Source organism: Thermosporothrix hazakensis (assembly GCF_003253565.1).
GTDB classification, from domain to species: domain Bacteria; phylum Chloroflexota; class Ktedonobacteria; order Ktedonobacterales; family Ktedonobacteraceae; genus Thermosporothrix; species Thermosporothrix hazakensis.
The window spans coordinates 1-22849 of the sequence record NZ_QKUF01000005.1 but is presented as its reverse complement, the minus strand read 5'-3'; the positions used below and the strand labels follow the sequence as shown (position 1 = coordinate 22849).

General features: G+C 50.5%; 19 protein-coding genes and 1 pseudogene. 19 read left to right on the top strand and 1 reads right to left on the bottom strand.

The genetic code is table 11. From position 1 onward, the window contains the following. Positions 1 to 44: 44 nt before the first annotated feature. On the bottom strand, positions 45 to 467 hold the full coding sequence (locus EI42_RS09530; protein ID WP_170142503.1) for a MarR family winged helix-turn-helix transcriptional regulator: 423 nt from the start codon (positions 465 to 467) through the stop codon (positions 45 to 47). 982 nt (positions 468 to 1449) lie between these two features. On the opposite strand from EI42_RS09530, the gene EI42_RS09525 reads away from it, so the two are divergent. From EI42_RS09525 to EI42_RS09430, 19 genes and pseudogenes are all read left to right on the top strand, one after another. Beyond that, positions 1450 to 1659: a hypothetical protein gene (locus EI42_RS09525; protein ID WP_111321248.1), complete on the top strand. Its 210-nt coding sequence runs from the start codon at positions 1450 to 1452 to the stop codon at positions 1657 to 1659. Positions 1660 to 1931: 272 nt separating this feature from the next. Further along, a complete protein-coding gene (locus EI42_RS34860) occupies positions 1932 to 2378 on the top strand; it encodes a helix-turn-helix transcriptional regulator (RefSeq protein WP_111321246.1) in 447 nt (148 codons plus the stop codon). A 279-nt stretch (positions 2379 to 2657) separates the two neighbouring features. Next, a complete protein-coding gene (locus EI42_RS09515; RefSeq protein ID WP_170142502.1) occupies positions 2658 to 3893 on the top strand; it encodes an NAD(P)/FAD-dependent oxidoreductase in 1236 nt (411 codons plus the stop codon). Beyond that, positions 3890 to 4987: an amidohydrolase family protein gene (locus tag EI42_RS09510; protein ID WP_111321242.1), complete on the top strand. Its 1098-nt coding sequence runs from the start codon at positions 3890 to 3892 to the stop codon at positions 4985 to 4987. The genes EI42_RS09515 and EI42_RS09510 overlap by 4 nt, the downstream gene beginning before the upstream one ends. Beyond that, positions 4984 to 5355 carry a Dabb family protein gene (locus tag EI42_RS09505; protein ID WP_111321240.1) on the top strand — a complete coding sequence of 124 codons (372 nt, stop codon included), beginning with the start codon at positions 4984 to 4986 and terminating at the stop codon, positions 5353 to 5355. The genes EI42_RS09510 and EI42_RS09505 overlap by 4 nt, the downstream gene beginning before the upstream one ends. Continuing rightward, complete coding sequence (locus EI42_RS09500) at positions 5328 to 6062, top strand: SDR family NAD(P)-dependent oxidoreductase (protein WP_170142501.1); 735 nt, start codon at positions 5328 to 5330, stop codon at positions 6060 to 6062. The genes EI42_RS09505 and EI42_RS09500 overlap by 28 nt, the downstream gene beginning before the upstream one ends. 42 nt (positions 6063 to 6104) lie before the next feature. Further along, positions 6105 to 7373, top strand: a complete 1269-nt coding sequence (locus EI42_RS09495; protein WP_111321236.1) for a beta-ketoacyl-[acyl-carrier-protein] synthase family protein — start codon at positions 6105 to 6107, stop codon at positions 7371 to 7373. Beyond that, on the top strand, positions 7370 to 8575 hold the full coding sequence (locus EI42_RS09490) for a beta-ketoacyl-[acyl-carrier-protein] synthase family protein (protein WP_111321234.1): 1206 nt from the start codon (positions 7370 to 7372) through the stop codon (positions 8573 to 8575). The genes EI42_RS09495 and EI42_RS09490 overlap by 4 nt, the downstream gene beginning before the upstream one ends. 31 nt (positions 8576 to 8606) lie before the next feature. Further along, positions 8607 to 8843 carry a phosphopantetheine-binding protein gene (locus EI42_RS09485; protein WP_111321232.1) on the top strand — a complete coding sequence of 79 codons (237 nt, stop codon included), beginning with the start codon at positions 8607 to 8609 and terminating at the stop codon, positions 8841 to 8843. Positions 8844 to 8863: 20 nt separating this feature from the next. Further along, positions 8864 to 9364, top strand: a complete 501-nt coding sequence (locus tag EI42_RS09480) for an aromatase/cyclase (RefSeq protein ID WP_111321230.1) — start codon at positions 8864 to 8866, stop codon at positions 9362 to 9364. Positions 9365 to 9366: 2 nt separating this feature from the next. Then, on the top strand, positions 9367 to 10119 hold the full coding sequence (locus tag EI42_RS09475; protein ID WP_111321228.1) for a cyclase family protein: 753 nt from the start codon (positions 9367 to 9369) through the stop codon (positions 10117 to 10119). A 3-nt stretch (positions 10120 to 10122) separates the two neighbouring features. Beyond that, complete coding sequence (locus EI42_RS09470) at positions 10123 to 10929, top strand: holo-ACP synthase (RefSeq protein ID WP_111321226.1); 807 nt, start codon at positions 10123 to 10125, stop codon at positions 10927 to 10929. Positions 10930 to 10937: 8 nt separating this feature from the next. Continuing rightward, on the top strand, positions 10938 to 11285 hold the full coding sequence (locus EI42_RS09465; protein WP_111321224.1) for an antibiotic biosynthesis monooxygenase family protein: 348 nt from the start codon (positions 10938 to 10940) through the stop codon (positions 11283 to 11285). Between the two features lie 86 nt (positions 11286 to 11371). Then, on the top strand, positions 11372 to 12646 hold the full coding sequence (locus EI42_RS09460; protein WP_111321222.1) for a cation:proton antiporter domain-containing protein: 1275 nt from the start codon (positions 11372 to 11374) through the stop codon (positions 12644 to 12646). 800 nt (positions 12647 to 13446) lie between these two features. After that, positions 13447 to 17790: a DEAD/DEAH box helicase gene (locus tag EI42_RS09450; RefSeq protein ID WP_170142500.1), complete on the top strand. Its 4344-nt coding sequence runs from the start codon at positions 13447 to 13449 to the stop codon at positions 17788 to 17790. Between the two features lie 2 nt (positions 17791 to 17792). Further along, a complete protein-coding gene (locus EI42_RS09445) occupies positions 17793 to 19736 on the top strand; it encodes a nuclease-related domain-containing DEAD/DEAH box helicase (RefSeq protein WP_170142499.1) in 1944 nt (647 codons plus the stop codon). Positions 19737 to 19740: 4 nt separating this feature from the next. Continuing rightward, positions 19741 to 20283 (top strand): hypothetical protein, encoded by a 543-nt coding sequence (locus EI42_RS09440; protein ID WP_111321214.1) that lies wholly within the window; start codon positions 19741 to 19743, stop codon positions 20281 to 20283. Then, positions 20247 to 21569, top strand: a complete 1323-nt coding sequence (locus EI42_RS09435; RefSeq protein WP_111321212.1) for a hypothetical protein — start codon at positions 20247 to 20249, stop codon at positions 21567 to 21569. The genes EI42_RS09440 and EI42_RS09435 overlap by 37 nt, the downstream gene beginning before the upstream one ends. A 583-nt stretch (positions 21570 to 22152) precedes the next feature. Next, positions 22153 to 22849 (top strand): annotated as a pseudogene (locus EI42_RS09430) (Eco57I restriction-modification methylase domain-containing protein); the annotation flags it as partial.

The following is a 22849-nucleotide window of genomic DNA, read 5'->3' as shown; positions in this document are numbered from 1 at the left end:
TGATCGCGAGAAATGTTGTGGCGTGTGCCGACATGATGAAGCTCCTAGCTTTTCCCGAGCGCGATCGCACAGGAATGCAGTAGCTGTAAAAGCTGGTGTTGTTCATCTTCTGCGAGCCCGGCGAGCATCGCCTCCTCAATAGAGAGAATCTTATGATGGCTTTCCTGTAAGATTCGCTTCCCTTCAGGGGTGAGATAGGTCTGTAGCACACGTCGATATTCGGGGTGAGGGTGCCGTTCAATTAAGCCCGCCTTCTCCAAACTGACCAGGATCAGGTTCATTGTCTGAGCGGTCACAAAGCAACGGCGGGCGATCCTGTTGCCTGAACTGCCGGGATATTCTTCGATAGCGCAAAGCGCTGCATATTTCGGTGTTGTGAGCTGTAATGTGCGTAAGGTATGATCCATTTGCGAGCGTAGTGCGTAACAGGTCCGTTTCAGATGGTAACCAATCCTTTCTGCTACCATATCCATTCTCTCCCTTGTATTTTGGTTTTTGGGCTGGTATAATGTCAGTATACTGATATGTTATCTGTATGCTGATATTATACCATGCAAAAATGAGTATCTGCAGGGATTGAAAAAATCAGGAGATGGAGCAACCCTTTTCGCCTCTGATGATCTTCAGCGCCTTGTTCTCGGGATTAGCCTGTCATAGCTCCCATATGCTGGTTTCCCGGGGAAAAGAAGTGATCTCATGCAAGGATCTTGCATTCTGGCAGTGTAACCAAAAATGTGCAATGTATGCGCGATGTGCCAGTACAGCAATATATCAATCCAAAAGTTACATGTGTCTGTGTTCCCTCTTCTCCTGGATAGCTCTCTGTTGCCTATAGAATATATATAAACATGTCTATTTATATATTATCCTTTTCCAGAAAAGAAATAATAAAAATGTGAAATAGGTCATTGTTCTCTTTGGTTTATATTCTTATACTAGAGGAGAGAAATACATGATATAGAGTACTATGTTTATTACCTGTATTGTGTAGTTCATCTATTATTATTCGGTGTTTAGTCTGAATTGACAGAATAGTGTTTTTCTTCTCTCTATCGCTACCAGGCGATGAGTGCTCTCCGATTTTTATAACGAAAGGAATGAATAGAGATGATCACTGAAGCAAATACTGCTCAGACGGTATATGGAAATACAACGATGGTATCAGGTAAATGCGCAAACGAGGGAAAGGGGTGATTATGGGAGGCCTGATGGTGCAGCTGCTTCCAGGGATATTTCAGGTGAGGCGAATTGGCAGGCGGACGGGTCGACTTCATGGGCAACTGCTGCCATATGTGCTTCATTGTGAGAGCGTGGATACCGAAGCGCGGCATCTTAGAGCCTACTCGTGGTTACGAACCGATTCGGGGAACCCGTTGCGAGCGCGGCGGGTGAAAGTGGGGCGTATTCTCACATTTCCCCGGTTGTTTGCAAGGAGGTTCTCGTTAGCTGATGGATCAGCTCCGCTCTGTGGTGCGTTTGATTCGGGCGTGGGGGCAGCCCGTCATCGCTCCGCTATTGCCTCATTTCTGGCAACAGAGTCAGAGAGAGATGCCCACAGCTACAGGTCGATCTCTCTGGCAGGTGCTGCTTCCTGCAACGACTGCAAACGAGCATTGTATGCTCATGCTTCCGGGTCGCACTGCTTATCGAGTGTATTGAGTGCATGGGAAGTAGCGCGATGGTGCGCATGATGAAACATTTCGTACCTGCATCTTGATATGTTTTTGCCCTGTTTTGGCTGCGTCTGTGTTACTGTGGCGGCAGAAAGTATGTGGGAACGGTTTGTATCGATTTTCGGGAGTTGCTTGAGCTGGATGGTTTTTGTGCTTACTCGATCAAGGGGAGGAATAGGAGCCGTCCACCTCTGGGCAAGGATGCAGCGGGTCAAGATTTTTTACTCCTGAGGAGTATTGCGGTATTCTGGGAGGGGGATGAGCCAAAAGCAGCATGAGATAGTGATGGCTGATGGCCTATGCCCTCATTTTCTTTCTGCTACTAGAAAGATCCGCAGCGGTTTTGACATTTGTATTGAGCTTGATCGGAAGGGAGATAGTCAACTTATGACGAAAAGAGTCAGGAGAAAACCTAATTTCCTTCTACGGCGGGTGCGTGAGTGGCATTCTTTATCCCAGCAAGAGGTAGCAGAATTTATAGGTACAACAGCGCTCAGCGTGAGCCGTTGGGAGCGAGGACTTGTGCTCCCTGGTCCCAACTTCAGAAGAGCGCTCTGTGCACTTTTTAAAAAGAATCCCTATGAATTAGGATTTATATCAGCGGAAGATGCTGACATGGATAGTAGTACAGATGTTGTAGAGCGTATGATATCCTTCCAGAAAGCACAGGCTGGCTCTGAGCCTGACACAACGGGGTGCAGATAGGCTGGATCATCTTCTATGGTGGCAATCTCTCGCGGATTGTCATCATATTTTTTTTGCTCAGTTGCACCGAACGTGCGATGCACAGGAAGCGATGAGCATTTGATTGCTTGTTGATAATTTGTTGATCTGTCCTTCTCCTATTCCGTATTTTATACTTAAAACATCTCCAATGAGATCTGATAGAACTGGTGATTTCTCAGATATAGACGAAATCTACTACGTATGTCAGGACGTACTATTGTCGTCGTTTGGACTTGCAGAAAGAGTGGTCAAACAATTATGGCGGAGCAATTTTTTGATGTTGCTGTGGTAGGCGGAGGTCCCGCAGGTGCAACCTGTGCGACGCTTCTGGCGAAGAAGGGGCACCATGTCTTGCTCGTCGAAAAAGAAAAGTTTCCCCGCTACCATATCGGTGAGTCAACGGTACCGGGTGTGCTTCCCGTCTTTGAAGAACTGGGCATAGCGGACGAGATGAAAAAGCACGCGTTTGTCAAAAAAAGGGGAATCACCCTGGTCTGGGGGCAAGGGCGTGAACCCTGGGATGTTGATTTTGCGGATGCCGGTCCGCTGACTGGGCCCTATGATCATGCTTATCAGGTAGTCCGTTCTGAATTTGATAGTATTCTGCTGGCAAACGCACGCCATTGTGGAGTGACGGTGCTGGAAGATACGACCGTGGTTGACTTTCTGTTTGAAGATGAGCGTTGCTGTGGCTTGAAATACACCCGGAGCGGGAAGGCGTCGACGGTGCGGGCTCGCTTTGTTGTGGATGCCAGCGGACAGAATACATTGCTTGCGCGTCGATATAACCTGCTAGAGTGGGATGAGGGCTTAAAGAATGTCGCCATCTGGGCCTACTATCAGGGGGGAAAGACGTTGCCGGGCAGGAACGCGGGCAACATCCTGGTTGAGAATATGTATGATAGTTGGCTCTGGGTGATTCCTCTGCATGATGGGACGCATAGCGTTGGTCTGGTAATGCCTGCTGAGAATGCCGGAGGGAAACAGGCGCTTGAGCAGCAGTTTGAGGAGACCCTGGAGAATTCGGTTGAAACGAAAAAGCTGCTTGTAGCGGCTCAACGCGTAAGCAACTATCGCACCGCGCGTGACTGGTCGTACAAAAGTCAGCGCTTTTATGGTCCTGGCTTCCTGCTGACCGGTGATGCCGCTGGTTTTGTAGATCCGCTATTCTCGACTGGCGTGTTTCTGGCCTTACGGGGCGGCAGTCTTGCCAGCGCCGCAATTGATCGATTGCTCAAGACACCGGAGAGAGAAGCTGAGGTGCTGAAACGCTACGAGGAGAGCTACCGCGATTTCTTTGATGTGGTTATCTCTTTTGTGCACTACTTTTATGATGCCAGCAAGGAAAAAGAGGCCTATTGGCATCGGGCACAGGAACTGATAGATCCTATTGAGCAGATGACTTCACGTCAGGATTTTATTCGCCTGATTTCAGGACAGGCAGGTATTGTTGATGTGATGCGGCTTGATACAACCGAGAAGGTGAATTTATGAGCATTCCACCTGTTATAGATAGCCACCTTCATATGCTACCTCCGCTGGTGATGAAGCGGTATCGCACCTGGGTCGCTGAAGAGCGGCCCCCCTATGAAGGGCTACCCGGGATGTGGGCTTCGCCGGCATTCGAGCATCCCGAGGAGCAGATCAAAGCACTTGATGCGGCGGGGATCAATGCGGGGTTGATCACTTTTAGCAGCAACGCACCCGGGGCCATGCATACGACCGCGGTGGCAGAGAAGCTCACAGGACCTGAAATGGTGCGGATGGTCAATGATCAGATTATTGCCTGGGCAAAGGGCAGTAATGGTCGCTTGATCGCAACAGCCTGGGTTGAGCCTCGCTTTGGAGCCGAAGCGGTCGTCGAGATGGATCGGGTGCTCAATGAGCAGGGCGTTCAAGCATTCTCGATGTTGACTGCCTACCGGGGACCGGGACAGCCTTTACGCTTTCTGGATCACCCGCTGTTTTTCCCGGTGTTGGAACATGCCGCCAAGCTCAACATCCCGGTGTTTGTCCATACCAGCGGGCGCTTCAATGTACTGGCGGATATGGGTGAACCAGCGCTTCAGGGGCAAGCTGCAATGTATCTGACAGGCGGCCTTTCGATGCTGGTTGAAAGTACGCTCTGTTTGCTCCGGTTGACGCTGAGTGATGTGCTCGATCGCTTGCCAGAGCTCCGGCTGGTGTTTGGTCAGCTTGGTGGGCTGTTCCCGTTCGTGCTTGGACGCTTTGATCTCATCTATGAACTGGTACTGGTTGCTGCGGCGCAAAGCGGAGCGGAAGGGAAGCTCAACCGGCAGGATGTTGCGACCATCTGCCGTCGGTTGCGCGACTATGCCGGAAACATCTACGTGGATACGCATTCAATGGATCGGGCAGCGCTCCTCTGCGCGTTGGAAGCTCTTGGAGCGGATCGTCTGCTCTATGGTTCGGATTTTCCGGTGACACCTGCTCACCTGGGGCGTCATGAGGCGCTGGAGATGATTCAGGCGCTCCCCGTAAGTGAGGAGGTGAAGGCGGCCATTCTGGGAGGGAATGCCCTGTCCCTGCTTTCCCTGAGTCGGCTGGAAGAAGGGGTCTCCCGGTGATTATACATCTCGCTTTGTATCGCTTTTTTCCTGAAGTGTCAGAGGAGCAGCGAACGGCCTGTATTCGGGAACTGGAAGCCAGTACGGAGCGAACCGGGCTGGTGGCCTGGTTCACCGGTGGGCGTCATCTGGCCCTGCCTGCTGATGAGCCGGTTCAGCAGTTCATATATGATTATGCGGCCCTCTGGGGCTTTACCGATCAGCAGGCGCTGGAAGCGTTTTCTATCCATCCCGCCATGAAGCAATGGGTGGCCACATTTGTTCGTCCGTTTGTAGAGAAGCTCGCAATTGCCAATTTCAAAGAAGGTCTATCACAAAGCAAGGAAGAAGGAGCATGGGCATGTCTTTTGAGGGGAAACGAGTATTGATTACAGGTGCGGCTTCCGGTATCGGACAAGCCAGTGCGCGGCTCTTTGCTGAAGAAGGTGCACACCTCATTCTGCTTGATCGAGATGAAGCAGGATTGCATGCAACGGGGAAAACATTGCCCGCGGAAACGCTCCTTCTGACCGTTGATGTCGCGGATGAGCAAGCGGTGCGTGCGGCTGTACAGGAGGCCGGGGAACGGATTGATGTTGTGATCAATAGTGCGGCGATCCTGGCCAACTGGGGGGCTCCGCACGAGATTCCAGAGGAATTGTGGAATGAGGTTTTCTCGATTAACTTGAAAGGTGTTGTCTACACCTGCCGTCACGCTCTCCCGTTGATGAGAGCCGGAAGCGCAATTATCAACATGGCGAGTGTCTGTGGCGTGACGCGTGCCTGCACCAATCGTGCGCCTTATAACATCGCAAAGGCAGGGATTGTCGCCTTTACTCGTGATCTCGCGGCAACCTATGGACCGCGGGGAATTCGTGCCAATACGCTGGTTCCCGGCTTTATTGATACACCGATGTCGCGTCGCCTGGTACAGGGGCATGAGGAGCAGGCGCGTGCTGAGGAAGGAAGGATACCGCTTCGGCGATTGGGGCAAGCGGACGAAGTCGCACGTGCAGCTGTGTTCCTTGCCAGTGAAGCTGCCTCCTATATTACCGGGAGTACGCTGTTTGTTGATGGCGGCATCGCTTTGGTGTAGGGTATCCCGCATTACACCATGCGGAAAGAAGGAGCCTTTCCTATGCAGAGAAGAGTCGTTATTACCGGTCTCGGTGTTGTCGCACCAAGCGGTATCGGGAAAAAGGAATTCGCAGAGGCTCTCTGGCAGGGGCGTTCCGCTGTCAGTCGCATTTCTTGCTTTGATCCTTCCGGGCATGCCTCCCAGATTGCCGCCGAGTGCCGGGATTTTGTTCCTGAACGCTTCGGCATTACGCCGCAGATGCTCGATCAGGATGACCGCGTTGTCCATCTGGCACTTGTAGCGGCGCGTGAGGCGATGCAGGATGCTAACTTTACGACGCTTGATCCCTCTCGCCTGGGAGTAAGCATCGCGACGGCTGTTGCAGGAACAAAGCGGATGGCGGAGCACTTCGCGGTCTTAACCGAGGGCGGGACGGTTCCGGTGCCTCCTGCTGCGGCTCACCCGTTCCTTTATAGAGCGGCAACCTTTAATACAACGTCAGCAGTCGTAGCGACCGAATTTGGAGCGGAAAGTGTGTGTTCTACATTGGCGACAGGATGCACCGGCGGAAACGATGCCCTGGGCTTTGCGCTAGATGTGATTCGTCGCGGAGAGGCTGATGTGATGATTGCTGGTGCGGCGGAAGCGCCCATCACGCCGCTGGTGGTCGCCTGCTTCGATGTGATTGGAGCACTCTCGCAGCACAATGACGAGCCACAGCGTGCCTCTCGTCCCTTTGATAAAGATCGGACTGGCTTTGTGCTGGCTGAAGGAGCCGGGCTTGTGATCTTAGAAGAACTGGAACATGCCAGAAGGCGAGGAGCGCACATCTATTGTGAATTGAGCGGATTTGGTAGTACCTGTAATGCCTATCATATGACTGATTTGCCTGCCGAAGGTGATGCGTTAAGCCGTTCGTTAACGCTTGCGCTGGCTGATGCTGCTTGTACGCCAGAGCAAGTGGATTATGTGAATGCGCACGGCAGCTCTACCCGGCAAAATTCAATCTGTGAAACCTATGCCATTAAGAAAGCTCTGGGTCAAAAAGCGTATCAAACACCTGTTAGCTCTATCAAATCGATGATCGGGCACGCTCTGGCTGCGGCGAATGCGATTGAGGCGGTCGCTTGTGCCCTGGCCTTTGAGCATCACATGTTGCCCCCTACTATTAATCTGGATGAGCCGGACCCTGCCTGTGATCTGGACTACATTCCGCATGTTGCACGAGAATGGCACGGCAATACGATTGCCAGCCTTTCTAGCGGCTTTGGTGGCATTCATTCAACCATTGTACTACAGCGAGTCGGTGAGGAGGAGAATGCTGTATGAAACGCCGGGTTGTCATCACTGGCATTGGCTTGATTACTCCTGGCGGTTCCTCGCCGGAGGACGTTTGGCAGACGCTGCTACACGGCCAATCGGTCGCACAGTCGATCACCTCGTTTGATGCGACACCTTATTCGACCTCGCAGGCGGGGATTATAGAGGAGAGCGAGCCATTCCAGCCATTTTCCAGGCGGCTGCTCAAGCGCATGGATCGGTTCTGTTGTCTGGCGATGGCGGCTGCGCATCGCGCTATTGAGGATAGTGGGATTGAGTTTCAGCATCGCGAGGCGGCGGGTGTCTATATCGGGAATATGTATGGCGGCTGGGGGGTGACGGATCCAAGCCTGCGAAATTTGCTCACTCAGGGATATCGGGAGGTCAGCCCTTATGTGGCCTCAGCCTGGTTCCCGACCGCCCCACAAGGGCAGATCTCTATTCATTGGGGGTTAAAGGGACAGAGTAAAACGATCATCGCGGATACTGCCAGTAGTGCGCTGGCTATCGGGTATGCAGCTCGCGCTATTGAGGAAGGGCGCGCTGATGTTATGCTCGCGGGCGGCGCGGAGGCTCCGATTACGCCCTACACCTATACGTTCTGTTCCAATAGCGGGCGGCTGAACCCTGCCGGATACCGTGTCTTTGATCCGGAAGGAAGAGGCTTTCTGGTCGGTGAGGGGGCCGTGCTCCTGGTCCTGGAAGAGCTGGAAGCGGCACGACGACGGCAGGCGCATGTCTACGCTGAAATCGCAGGATGGGCTACAGGCTATCTTCCCCGGGCAGAGAACCTCTGGTCCGATGAGGGAAAGAAGCTTGCCTCGCTGATGACGCAGGCACTCAGGCAGGCTGAGCTTGAGCCAGATGAGATAGGCTATCTCGGTCTTGATGCGCAGGGGGTGCAGGCGGCTGATCTCGCCGAGGCTCAGGCTGTGGAGCGTGTGTTTCCCGGAGAACAGCCATTGGCGACCTCGTGTAAGCCAACGCTCACCCATCTCCTGGGAGCAGGAGCGGCGGCGGAAATTGCCACAGCGCTCTTGAGTATGCAACATGACTTGATTCCTCCCATATCAGCACATCCTGTTTCTGCGGCGCATATGCGGCTTGTCAGTGAAGAGGCGCGACCTGCTCAGGTGCGTAATGCCCTGATTCATGCGCGTGGAGCGGATGGCGTACAGTCTGCTATGGTTTTGCGGAGAATGGCGGAATAGATTGCTACCGAAATGAAAGGAACATCCTTGTATGGCTGATACTTCCACCTTTGTACAAGATGCACTGGTACAGCTTGGCGTCGAGAGACAGGAGATTACACCAGAGGCGACCCTGCTTGATGATCTGTCAGTTGATTCAACCGAGTTGATCGAGCTGATCACTATTCTCGAGAAGCAGATGGACATTCAGCTTGATGAAAAGCAGTTGAAGAATGTACATACCGTTGCTGAACTTGTCTCGTTTGTTGAGAGCTCGAAGGTTGGCTAGCAAGCGGAAGGAGAGAATCCATGTTTCATACGGAACATTGTGTGACTATCGATGCGCCTGTAGAGGTTGTTTATAACGTGCTGGCAGATGTTGAGGGCTACGCGAAGCTTTTCCCTCCAACGCAGGAGGTGATTATGCTTGAGGAGGGAGCCGATTATCAGATCGCAAAGCTGGTGGTTGATGTCAGTGGTCAGATCCAATCCTGGACAACTCGGCGAGACCTTGATGCCAGCAATCGCATCATTCGCTATCAACAGATTCAGACCGCGCCTCTGATGGAACAGATGGGCGGCGAATGGCGCTGCTTCCCTTTGAGAGAGAAACAGACACAGCTTGTTCTGACCCATGATTTTGCGCCTCGTGCGGCTGTTGATGGTCTGGTGCTCGGAAAGTATACACCCGAGCAGGCAGAAGCGATGGTGCGGGGCGCTGTCGAGCACAACAGTGTCGCGGATCTGGCGGCGGTGAAGCAGGAGGCAGAGCGACGTTTTCAGCGGGTGACGGCGGTTTCGGGTGATTAGGCATGAGAACACTGATTGACCTGAGTCTCCCGATTCAGTCAACTCCCAGTGAAGCGACACCGGTAACAGTGGCGACACTGGAACATCATGAGGCGCCAGGGGTTTTTGGCCTCTCGCCTCATGATTTCCCCGATGGTATGGGGATCTCCAATGAACAGATCTCCCTGACCACCCATACGGGAACACACATGGATGCGCCGCTTCACTATGGGCCATTCTCGGAGGGACGACCGGCGCGAAAGATTACTGATATTCCCCTCTCCTGGTGCTATAACCGTGGCGTTCGCCTTGATGTGCGCCATCGTGGGCCCGGCGAGGAAATCAGTGCTGCCGATCTCAAAGAAGCGGTTGCGAGTGCCGGGACAGAGCTCGCTCCGCTGGATATCGTGTTAATCTGGACCGGCTGTGATCGTCTCTGGGGAAGCGAGCGGTATCTAACTGATTATCCCGGGTTGGGGCGAGATGCCGTCGCTTACCTTGTCGAGCAGGGGGTTCGGATTATCGGGGTTGATACCTGGGGGCTTGATCGACCTGTGGAGGCGATGCTGCGCGATTATCGGGCAACGGGAGATCATTCTTATCTCTGGCCCGCCCATCTCTATGGGAGAGAACAAGAGTACTGTCAATTGGAGAAGCTGGCAAACCTGCATCTTCTGCCTGCATCTTTCGGGTTCCAGGTGCTCTGTTTCCCTGTCTCGATAGCGGGTGTTGGTGCGGCCTGGACCAGAGTTGTCGCAGTTGTTGAACAGGATTAACTTATGCGGTACGCAGAGATTGTCCTGCACGCTGATAACGATGTGTTGTTCAGAGGACAGGGAACGCGGAGTGTGCTTCTGCATCGAACGAGCATGCAACGCCTGGTGAGTCTTGGGCTTGACGTCTGTGCTCTCGACCGCTGGGAACGCATGCAGCGGCGAACTCCTGAGGTGATAGCGCGTGTCTTTACCACAAGCGAGATCGCGTGGGCCGGGCAGGAGGCTCAATCTCTGGCCCGGCTCTGGACAATCAAGGAAGCATTTACAAAGGCGCTTGGCACTGGCTTTGCCGGCTTGGCTTATCGAGATATCGAGGTGACGTTTAATGCGTCTGGAGTGCTGGTGCGGTGCCCCTTGCACGCTATGACTGAGGAGCAGGCACTTTACCAGGGGCAGATATTCCTGTTTGGAGAAGAGGGGCTTTCCGGGGCCCTGGTTTGTCTCTGGAGAGAACCAATTGACGGCGAGGGAGTGCAAACAACTCGTATTGTGCTTGAGCTTCGACGTGCTCCTGCTTCCCTTTGTGCCACACGGCGGAGAAAACGAGATGCTGAACGTTTGCTCGTACGGCAGGCTGTCTGTAGTGCTGTTACCCGGCTCTTCTCTCGTGAGCACGGTGGACGACTCGCAATATGGAAGATGCAGAATGGCCGCCCTTTCCTTTATAGAGCTCAGGATGGAAGCATGTTTCCGTTGTCACTGTCTCATTGCAGTGGTTGGGCCGCTGTCACCTTTGGGAACGTACCGGTGTTTTCTTTGCAGGAGAGGCCGAGGCGAGTGGATATGATCTCATTGTACGCGAATAGATGAGGAGAAAGATGAGTACAATTACAAAAGGTTCGTCTGTATTCACCTTAATTAATGTCTTTACCGTGACCCCGGAGCGACAACAGGAGTTGATTGATCTGTTAATACAGGCAACGGAGGAGGTTATTTGCAAGCTGCCAGGCTTCATTTCTGCAAATATCCATAAGAGTTTTGATGGGGTGCGCGTCATCAACTATGCACAATGGAAGGATAAGGCCGCTTTTGAAGCGTTTCTTCGGAACAGCAAGGCAACAGAGCACTTCAAGATCGCTGAACAGATCGCGGAAAAGATTGATTACCACACCTATTCCGTCGCCGATGTGATTACAAGTAGTGTTCATGTGAGTCAGGGGAAATAGCCTGTAGCGCGATATGTTTGGTCTGGTAGCGGGGCTTTACGCCTCGCTCTATCATTGGGTTTCAGAGCACGGAAAGGATTGCTTTTATGCTGACGGGCCAGATCCTCCTGCAACTTATTGTTATTCTGATCGTCGTACAGCTTTTTCGGGTAGTATGTCTTCGTCTTGGTCAGCAGGCTGTGGTCGGCGAGATCCTGGCCGGGCTGGCGCTTGGTCCCTCTCTTTTGGGAGTATTGTTTCCCGAGATGAAAATGAGCCTCTTTCCCCGTGAAGCTCTTCCAACGCTTCAGACACTGGGTGAGCTGGGGCTGATGTTGTATATGTTTACCCTGGGAACGCGGCTGGAAGTTCATGTGATGCTGAATCAGAGGCGAGCTGCATTGGCGGCGTCATTTTTTGGGATCGTGCTTCCATTTGGAACGGGAATTCTGGCAGGCTTCTTTCTCTATCCTGCCTATGCTGGCTCTAAAGCAACCTTGCCATCTTTTCTCTTGCTCATTGGTACTGCCCTGGCGATTACTGCTTTTCCAGTGCTGGCCCGCCTGTTGACTGATAAGAAACTGGTAGCAACGCGAATCGGGACACTGGCTCTAACCTGTGCGGCGGTTGATGATGTTATTGCCTGGTGCTTGCTGGCGCTGGTGGTTTCGGTTGCCCGGGCACACGGTGTTGTCTCCTCGCTCTCCCTTGCCGCGTTAGCCATCATCTTCTTTCTGGTTATGCTATTCCTGGTCCGTCCATTGTTTACGTTTCTATCCCACCGGCTCTCAGTATCAGCAATGAAGATAGGTAGCGTGCTGCTCATGGTCATAGCAGCGACGATAACCAATGCTATCGGGTTGCATCCGCTCTTTGGCGCTTTCATTGCGGGACTTGTGTTACCTCGTCGGCCGTGGCTTCGTGAGCAGGAAGAACATATTGATCAGATCAATACGATCCTGTTCCTTCCGCTCTTTTTCATCTTTAGTGGCTTACAAACACAGCTCGGATTAGTATTTACACCGGTCTCGCTTCTCCTGCTTTTGCTTCTGTTATTTATCGCTTGCCTGGGGAAGATTGTTGGTGGCGTGTTGGGAGCGAAGGTCGTGGGCCGAAATTCCTGGCGGGAATCGTTGACCCTGGGCGTGTTGATGAATACGAGAGGATTGGTAGAACTTGTTGTGCTCAATATCGGGCTTGATCTGGGGATTCTCTCGCCAACTCTCTTTTCAATTCTGGTTGTAGTTGCATTAGTGACGACGATGATGGCTTCTCCTCTCTTGAACCTGTTGTTGAACCGCCGTTCTGCTTCAGGTGACGAGGACCCTGTTTCTGCTTCGGTAGAAGTGGCCTCAGGAAGCCATAATGGAGCTGTTTCATGAAAGCGAGTATGACGGTGACAAGAAATACACTGCTTCGGAGTTGTGGCCTCTGTATTGGTTTTCTTGCTGGTTGGGTAGTCACGTTCCTGTTCACGGAGCATGTCCAATTTTCTACGCTCTCAACGCCCGTTGAAAGGTTGAAGCTCCCCTATTGGAGAGATGCATCTATGCAAGAGAGAGACAAAGAAGTTCTTCTGAACCGATGAGGAAGGCTGCTGAGGAGAGTATTGCGTGCTTCTAGATAGAAAACAAAAGAGCTGATCTCAGGATGAAAAACATATGGTGTGAGAGAGCAAGCAGTGATCTCATAACCAGGATATGCTATGTTCCTTGAAGAGTATTATTGACCACATCCATTGTTTTTGTAGGAATATGATGAATGTGTATTGCTTCTTCTGTGCATTTGTTACATGCTACCATTGAATTCGTAGGGCTCTTCGCATGAAGAGCCCTTTCTATTTGTCCTGATACAGATAGACATGAATAGGAGGTATCGATAACAGTTGTTTCAGGAGCAGGTTTTCCAGCCCTCCCCTATCTTCTATGGCTTTTGTTCTAAAACGCAAAAAGGGATTGTTTTGTAGTAAAAATTTCTCCGGAACTTAGAGCAAAGTAAAGTATCTGTCATCTATTTTTTTCTAACTTTGATTGAGAATTAAAACATTTCTTGAATAACAGATGAAGTAACATTCCATCCTTTCTCTTTAGTACTATAAAATACTGGTCAAAACGCATTTTCTGCTCTATAATATGGCTATGTTTAACTCTGCCATTTGTATGAAGGCCTGGAAGGAATGCGCATGGGCACTCGTCTGACTTCCCCAGTCGCTGCTGCGCTTGGAATTATGGAGCGCTATCATAAGGATATAGAAGCGCGACTGCTCTCCTCCGGGATCAAGGAAGATCTGGTCAGGAGGATGAGCACAGACCTCTTCTCAAAGGATGATATTTATTTTTCCCTGAATAAAGAATATGAGTGGATCGAGGAGAAATTCAGCGAATTCTGCCGAAAACATCGCTTGCATAGCGAAATAGCACAACGTTTTGCTTCGTTGCGATTGTATCGCCATCAGGCAGAAGCCATTCGCTGTATTTTAAACGAGCATACGACGATTATCGCAACCGGTACCGGGAGCGGTAAAACAGAAGCCTTTCTCATTCCTCTCGTACATCATTGTCTGATGCAGCGAGATCAAAGGGTGCAAGGGGTGAAGGCTCTTATTCTCTATCCAATGAACGCGCTGGCAAATGATCAGCTTGAACGCGTCATACGGATGGTGTATGGGACTGGAATACGTGTCGGGTGCTTTGTCGGGTCGACTCCTGAAAGAATAGAAGGAGAAGAAGAAGAGAAAAGGTATGGGTTAGGTCGTGAGGGGATGTTGGAGAATCCTCCGGATATCCTGATTACAAATTATATCATGCTGGATCGGTTGATCACTATGCCAAAGTATCGCCCGCTCTTGTTGCAGTCCCGAGACAGTCTACGCTACGTTGTCGTTGACGAAGTCCATTATTTTTCGGGTATTCGTGGGGCAAATCTCAGCCTCTTACTTCGGCGGTTGCATACCCTCTGCAAAAGGCCTCCTATCCATATTGGGGCGAGTGGTACCTTGCGGCAGAGCGGTGGCTTCTATGCTGAACAGGCAATGGAGCAAATCGAGGAATTTGTAAGTCTGCTTTTTGGCCCTGAAGCTGTGAAGAAGGGCGTCAAGCTCATCGAGCCATCATTCCAACCGGGTCAGGATGAGCAGCCCTGTGATGCTCTACCATCAGTGGAGCATGTACCAAATACCCTGTTCTCTGCGGACAAATCATCTACACAAGGGCATGAGCTGGCGCGGCTGCTCTTTGGTGAGGAGCAACTAAAGGCATATGAGCGGTCCTATTCGGGGAACACTGCATTAGAGAACCCGATCTATCATCTGCTGAAGAAAAGCCCGTTTGTGCGAGAGATACGGAATGTGCTTGAAGAGAGAGCCTGTGTTTTCAGAGAGTGGGTGCAGGTATTTGAGAGGCTGTATGAGCGTAAACCTGCTGATCCTCGCAGTGTGGTTGAGGCGTATTGGAATCTGATCGATTACATCAATGAAGATCTACGTGACGTTAAGCCATCTGTTCCCCTTCTACTGGACTATCGTGTCCATCTCATATTGAGTGATATGGATGGTAACGTGAGTCGCTGTGTGCTCTGTGGACACTATCATGATTCCCGCTGTATCTATTGTCTGCATTGTCATGGGATGCTCTTTCCAGTGAGGAAAAACCAGCCAGACTATTGCATAGCCTATCTCGCAAATGGAGCACTCTATGCTCAGGATCCGGCCGGCAATGCGGTTGCAGTCCGCGTGTTTGTGAGGCCATTCGAGGGCATGGAAGTGGATGGAGAGCGAGAGTGTGCTGTTGAGATAACGCAGGACTCCGAGGGAAAGTTGATCTATCGATTGTGCGCGAAAACAGAGAAGACACATACTCTTTTTATCTTGCCGGAACCTGAGCGTCAGGAGCTAGCCTTACCGTTGCGAATCGGTGACACCTCGATGTACTGGTATGCAGCGCTGAAGGTGATCGAGGCAGTAGTCTCAGATCAGGAGACCAGCGTCACGAATAGGATATTGGGGTTTGTTGATGCTCGGGAAAAAGCCTCGAAGTACAGGGTTCGGCTGCATGATGAGCTTGCCAGTTATGTGCTATCATTGCTCGCACGCTCTGTCTGGACAGAGTGTAAGCCCTTGCCGGAGGCGTTTGAAGAGCTACAGAATGAAATCAACTCCTGGCAAGAGGGTGAAGAGCCAGACGAACTGGCATTTGTTCAGGAGATGCCGTTCTGGTTTTGCAGGATGCTCACCTATGGGGAGAACGGAGCGGCGGGGTGGCGTCTCGTGCTCAATGAAGAGTATGAGCTTGATGATGATGAGCAGGTTTTGTTGGAACAGGTCTTTCTATCGGAGCGGGCCATTGATCGAGATAGTTTCCATACCTTCGAGGCAGGCAATATTAAGTATTTCTATGTTGAAAGGTATAGATGTGAGATGCGATATGGCGTGGGAATGTCTGGCTCGGATGAGCGGGGCTATGACATTATCTCACTGGGAGAGCGTGGACAAAGGTATCAGGAATTGATTGCCCGCTATGGAGAGAAAAAGCTTCAGGCGATGCTCTCTGAGCTGGTGGCGAGAGGGTTGCTGGTGTTGAAGCAAACGCCAAAGGGAACGACCTATTATCAACTCTCTCCTGAGGCTGTGTGCATTGAACCGCATTCAGGTAGTGATGGGGGGAGACATGTCAGGAACTGGGAAGAGTGGTTTGTGCAGGTACAATGCCATACCGGTGAGTTGAGTACGCAAGAGCGAGAACGAATCGAGCGCACGTTCAAGCAAGGGCAGAGGAAACAGGCACTGATCTGTACGCCGACGATGGAAATGGGAGTCGACATCAATGATTTGTTCTGTGTGATGATGCTTGGTTTTCCGCCAAGTCCCGCCAATTATGCGCAACGGGCCGGTCGTGCCGGACGAGGACAAAAGCGTCAGGCGCTTGTGATCGTGCTGGCATCGTTGAATGATACGCATGACCGCTATTATTATCTGGCTCCTGCTCAAATGATTGAAGGAGAGATTACACCGCCGAGCTTCTCCCTGAGGAATGTCGCGCTCTTACGGGCTCATAGCTATGCGCATATTCTGGCCGGAACCGAAACAAAAGAGTTGTATGAGAAGCTTTATCAGCTTTCTGACTATGTTCAGGTGTTTGCCGTAAACGATGAGCTTAAATTGCAAGAGGTTCTGGATAAAGACGCGTACCAGGAGTTTATAGAGGACCTGGAGCGAGATTGCAGAAACATAGTGCGAAAAGTAGGAAATGGGAGAGGCACCATTACCTTAGAGAAGCTCTACCGGGAAGGCATATTTCCAGATTATGGTTTCCGAAATGATGATATTGTGCTCTATGATCGAAAAGAAACGCAAAGTGAGGAAGAAAGAAAGCTCACTTCTCGTGAACCTGAGCAGGCAGTAACGCAATTGGTACCCGGAAGCATTCTATTTTGCAAGGGCATCGTAGTACGGATTGATAAGCAGCAAAAATATACGACTGAGCAAGACGTAAAGGGGGAACCGTTTCGGAAGTATTTCGCTTTAAGTGCGGATAGCAGTCTGCCTGTGGAGCTTGAGAGAAGGCGCGATCCTGAGCAGATGTATAAGGTGTCGCGTTTGATACGCCTCGGGCTGCCCCTGGAGCATTTGCCGCAGCGGGGACCAAAATACTGCAAAGTCTATTATGTACCCAAAGGGACGCTCTATTTTATCAATGAGATGCAGCGAAAGAGAGACGAGTTTGTCCTGCATACAGATGAGAATAATCAGCAGTTTCGCTTTGGCACAACGATAGAGCGGGAGGGCTTGTTGATCCGCTTTGCAGCTTCGCTGCTCTCCCCTGCAATGAAAGAGAATTTTCTTGCGGTACTGCTGCGAGGAATCCCCGATTATTTTAACCTCGATGATGCAGATTTGCGGCTTGTCCAATCTGTCGATCCTGCCGACGAGGAAGAAATGTATGAGAGTGCTTTCCTGTATGGCAACGATAAGAGCGGGCTTGTTCCTTTTGAAAGGATCTTCGAGAACTGGGAGGCCTTTTTATCCCGTCATCTTCAGGTACTCCACGATTGCAAGTGCCAGCAAAAGGGGTGTTATCTCTGTCTGCTCAGCCCCCGATCGACATTGTTGAACACGCAGGTTTCTCCTGAGGTCGCTATTGAATTCCTGAAAGCCTATCTGGGTCAGGAACGGTTGAAGCCCTATCTACCTCCTTTGCAGGACGCACTTCAACCGGTGGAGCTCGTCATTACTGCCAACATGCAGAATGGGGGCTGGCAGTTTGAGATATATGATAAGCGTGATAATACCTCTTCTTCTCGCTTTGTCGAGAAGACCAGCGACCAGAACACGGCATTTTATGCGGGCCTGACCGCTCTTCTTGCAGAGAAGAGAGCCGAGGGAGCAACATCGGCGCAGATTCGTACAAAGATCAGCTATATTGTAAAACAATTGAAAGGTGAAAATAAGGTGAACACTGGAAAGCGTGCTTTCACATATTTTGAGCTTGAGAAGGCGCTATGGCCGATCTGGAAAGTGGAGGAGGTGTAGAGATGGCAAGGGTGCTGCCCGGGGAGAATGTATGGAAAAATATGCGGGAAGAGAACCGAGCTGGCAAGAAAGCGGAGCAAGAGGCACTGAGGTGCTTGCAGACGCTCTCTGACGAGTACTTTGTTTTGTGTGAGCCTCGCTGTGTGGCCTGGGATCCCAGAAATGGATTAAGCGGCTATGAGCATCAGCCTGATTTTGTTGTGGTGGGGCCAGAACTCGGAGTGGTGGTGATTGAGGTGAAGGATTGGGATATAAAAAGGAATAACTTCCAGTTTCTCGATCAGTGGAATGTGCGCAAAGTCGACAAGAGGAATTGTGAAACCATCATCCGTAATCCCTGGGATCAGGCACGTAGATACTACCTTGATTTTATGGAGATTGTTAAAGGTCTCTCTCCGAAAGTGTGGGTCAGCTATGCAGTTTTTTATCCTCGTATGGTACGGGCTGAGTTCCAGAATGCGTTTGTGAATCCGCAGGCAGATAATCCCCAGAGCCGGATGGTGATTGATCTGGAACGAACGCTTTTTCAGGATGATATGGTTGGTGCACAGATGACTCTGGCAAGTCTCAAGCGAATTGCCGGGTTACGGAATGCTGGAGCGGAACGATCTGTCTATACTGCGCAACAGGTTGTGACTGCCGTGGAGCGGATCATGCCGGGAGAAATGAAGGTAGGTGCACGAGAAGAAAGTGAAGCAGAAAAACACTTTGCGCACCTGGATATAAAGCAGCAAGAATGGGCACTGAGTGTACTGTTCGCGGACAAGGTCTACATGGCGGATGTGGCTGGGAGTGGAAAGACAAACGTTTTGCTCTCGCGTGCGCTCCATCTGGCAAAATCACATTTTGGGGAAACTGGCTACAGAATTTTGATCACGACCTATAACCGGGCGCTGAAGGTAGAGTTGGAGCGAATCCTGAACGAGAAAATTATATATGATAACCTTGCGATGCAGTGCTATCGTGGAGAAAACAGATCGCTGTTTATCTATGATATTGTTGAGCTGATGGAGCACGTCGTTCGGGATGTAATGAGGGAAGATTTTCAGGCCTGGCGTGCTGATGCTTTGAAAGGGCGGACAGAAGCGGAATATATCGAACGGGTGTTGCCTGCCGAATGTCTTCAGATTTTGAAAGGGCAAGCGGAAGCGTACAGGCGGTTTGATTTCCTGATGGTTGATGAGATTCAGGATTTTAACACGCAGATGCTTCTGGTTGCCAAGAAGTTCCTCAGAAACGAAAAGAACCTCTTTCTGGTGGGGGATGTGGGGCAGAAGCTGTTTGCAAGAAACATCGAGTGGGGCTATGTGGAGGTTGAGAAGACCAGGGCCGCATTGCATAAGCGCTTCATGATGTATCGTAGTCCGAAGCTAGTTGCCAAAACTGCCTGGCGTTTTTTGACAAAAGATCCGCTAATCGTACAAGAGCTTCAGCAGGAACAATATGACATGGCAATCAAGCCAAAGAGCCCATTTCAGAATGAACCAGAGTTGACGCCTTTCGCGAATGAGGAAGCATTGCTTGATCGGCTCATTGAGGATATCCAGCAGTATCACACCCTGTACTTGTCTCGGAGAATGCTCTGTATTGGGCTTCGGGAGGGGCTCCTACCGAAGGTGTATGATTTGCTACGACAGCAGGGAATCCCGGTGCGTTGGGCAACTGAGGATGCCAGGGGGCTGGGCGATTATGTCATTCTTGCTGATTATATGGAGGCGAAGGGATTAGAGCGAGAGTATGTGTTTATTGTCGATACAGAACGCCTGGCTCAGTCGCAGTCCCCGTTTGAGGATATGGATGCGATATGGCAGCGTGTGAGCAAAGATCGAAAGAAACTCTTCATTGCACTGACCCGGGCAATCAAGGAAGTGAAGCTCTATTATACCGATTATAATCACCCATTTATTCAAGATTTGCTCACGATCATTCGTAACATCGATAGGTGAGAAGATGCCAGAGGAAGTGCAGCAATTACTGAAGGCGAAGGCAGAGGAGGTGAGGAGATATTTGAGCGAGACCGGGTATCAGTGTACCGCGACACTGATCCAATATGGAGTCAATATCAGGCTGACGCATCGGGGAAAGAGCGTAACGCTTTCGCTCTTCTATAACTCAAAGAAGAGAAGCTGGAATATACAGAGTTCCAATGAATGGGTAAAAGCCGAAATTTTTCCGAAGGTCCAGAGTTTGCTTGAGGCGAAAAAGCCACCTGTAACTGAGCAAAGCCCGATCTATCTGGAACCGTATTTCCGTGAAGTCTGCCATTATATGCGACTTCTGGAGCCGTTTGCAGACGAGTATATCGATTTCTCCCTTCTTTTTGAATATACCAGAAGGGCAATCAAGCAAGTGCTTCTTTTCTCCACTATAGAAGAATCCGACCGCGTTGCTTTACAAGAATTGTTGGATGTAGATCCCAAAGTGGAGTTTGTTGAGGTAAAGGAGTATCTCACCACATGTATGAAGATATGCAAAATTCCGGGAATGATGTAAAGCAGCAAGCATGGGAGCTTGAAAAACAGGGACAGTTTGAGACGGCTGCTGAACTTTATCGAAAGGCATTGGCAGCCAGACCTGATGATGCTTTTTCTCATTCTCGTTATTTGAAATGTCTGCGGTCTTTAAAAAGGTCAAAGGAAGGTATTGAATGGGGGTGGATGTTGCGGCCAGAGGTGAGAGAGGACAAGTACGTGTTTAGCATGTGGGCATGGTGTATCTATGATGTCTATTTCAAAAAGACAGAAGAGAGAGAAGAGGAGTTAGAGGGATGGGAAGAAGAGACCTCGATGACCGATGAGCGTTTTAGAAAAATGCGCAGTGCGGCTATGTATGTGCTGGAACGAACGGAGGATGCGCTGATTCGAAAGTTGCTTGTGCTCGGGATTTGTCGTGAGGCCAAACAACGAGGAAAATGGGATATTATCTATAAGTTTGCCGGGATGATCGATCCATCCACATTGGAAAAGGATGCGAGGCAAGCAGGGAGAATGTCGGAGTGTGAACGCTGGTATTTCTATGCCATCAAAGCCGCGTTTTTGATGGAGCAGTATGAGGAATGTCAGCGACTGGCGGGAGAAGGCATGAAGCTCTATACCCATAATCGCTTCTTCCCCTGGTGGCATGCATTGGCAAAAGCCAGAAGCGGCATTCAGGAAGAGGCGTTGCAGGATCTCCTGACCCTTGATGGTCGGTATAAAGAATGGTATATCCGGGCGGATATTGCACGTATCTATGAACAACTGGGCCGGGATGATGATGCCTGGCTCTGGTATTGCCGCGCTGCCTTGCAGGCAAATGAAATTAAGCTCTGTTACAGGCTCATCGGGCAGGAAATGGCGTCTCTCTTGCAGCGCCTTGAGCGCTTTCAGGAAGCATATGAGCATATGCAATTTGCACGCCTGATCGCAGAGAAAGAGAATTGGAGCCAGTCGAAATCTGCTGAGCAACTCAGGGAACGAATAGTGCAACTCTGTGAGCTTTATGCTGAGCAGATCACACCTGAAGACTATCCGCTTGAGAGTTTTGGGCGGCTACGTGGGAAGCTGAGAAGGCTTTGGGAGTCTGCTGCACCCCGTGAGATCGGGGTGATACGCACACTGAATCAAGAAAAGGGATTTGGTTTTCTTGCCGTGGAGGATGAATCAATCTATTTCCGCATTCCCAGGCAGGTGCCTTCATTGGAAGTCGGAATGAAGCTTGAGTTTACCAGAGAAGTGAGTTTTGATCGTAAGAAACAGCAGAATTCACTGGTGGCAGTGAACCTGCGCATCGTTCGTTAAGCGGAAGCGGGGAAGGGGCATAGGATTTATAGCCCCTTTGCCCGTTTTTTATTGTGCGGAGTCTATGTGTCATTGGTGAAGAACTATACCTTCGTTCCCTCTTCCTATAATTACATTTTATTCATTTAATTACACTTTATTCATTTGGATGCGGAAAAATATGAATTTTTTCATCTGTCCTGATTGTGACGTTAATCGAAAGATATAAAGGGGCATAAGTAAACATTCAGGCTATTCGGTCACAATATCTCTTTTTCATGCTAAATTGCAATATTAAGAATATATTCATGACAGGTAATAATATAATAAAAAAAGCTCCTATTGTTGTTATTCACATGTTGGAATGTATAAGTGTAAGATGGTAAGGGCAATATTGTGTATTATACGAGGGGTAATTCTGGTAAGGGATAAGTTACGATGCTAATTTGTTGGGAAGAGGAATGATAGTATTTCGGTGATTTCTAATGGTAGTAGTGGCGGATTTCGGGAATGTTGCCAGCCTACCTTTTCTTTCCATAATCAACATTGAGCTGTAGTGCTCGCTTCTCTGCTTTGGGGGAGGGATTCTGTGAGGAAGATCGGAGTGTACGCAAAAGCTCCCGTGTTTACCTGTGTGACCAGTGAAGGAGCGCTGCTTCCTGTGGAGATGTTGCAGCGGATCGCTTATCTTGATTCTGGTCTGGGCGGATTGAGCGCGGAAGACTATAACCTGTTTGATATGAGGCTCAATGAGGCGATCAGTGATTCCTGGCAGCATCTGTTACGGGCCTGGAAGGCCTTTCGAGCTGCGAGACAGCGAATAACTGTCTCTGGTTCCGAGGGATCGATTACACGACGTTTTTGGCTGTTACCTCTTTTTGAGAGACTTGGCTATGGCCATCTGAAGGGGGCGAAACCCATTGAGATCGAGGGGAAAAGCTATCCAATCTCACATTTCTGGTTTGGGGTACCGATCCATCTGATCGGGTGTCATATCGGTCTGGATCAGGTGGTGAGAAGCTCCGGTGGAGCACGACAGAGCGCCTTCAGTCTGGTTCAGGAATACCTGGGGCGCTCGCCAGAGGGGCTGTGGGGCTTTGTCTCCAATGGGCTGCGCCTGCGCCTCTTACGCAAAAATGTGAGCTTAACTCGTCAGGCCTATATCGAGTTTGACTTTGAAGCGATGATGGAGAGCGAGAACTATGCCGAGTTTACCCTGTTGTGGTTGCTCTGTCATGTCTCGCGTGTCAATGCGGAGGAACAGCCAGAACGGTGCTGGCTGGAGCAGTGGGCACAAGAGG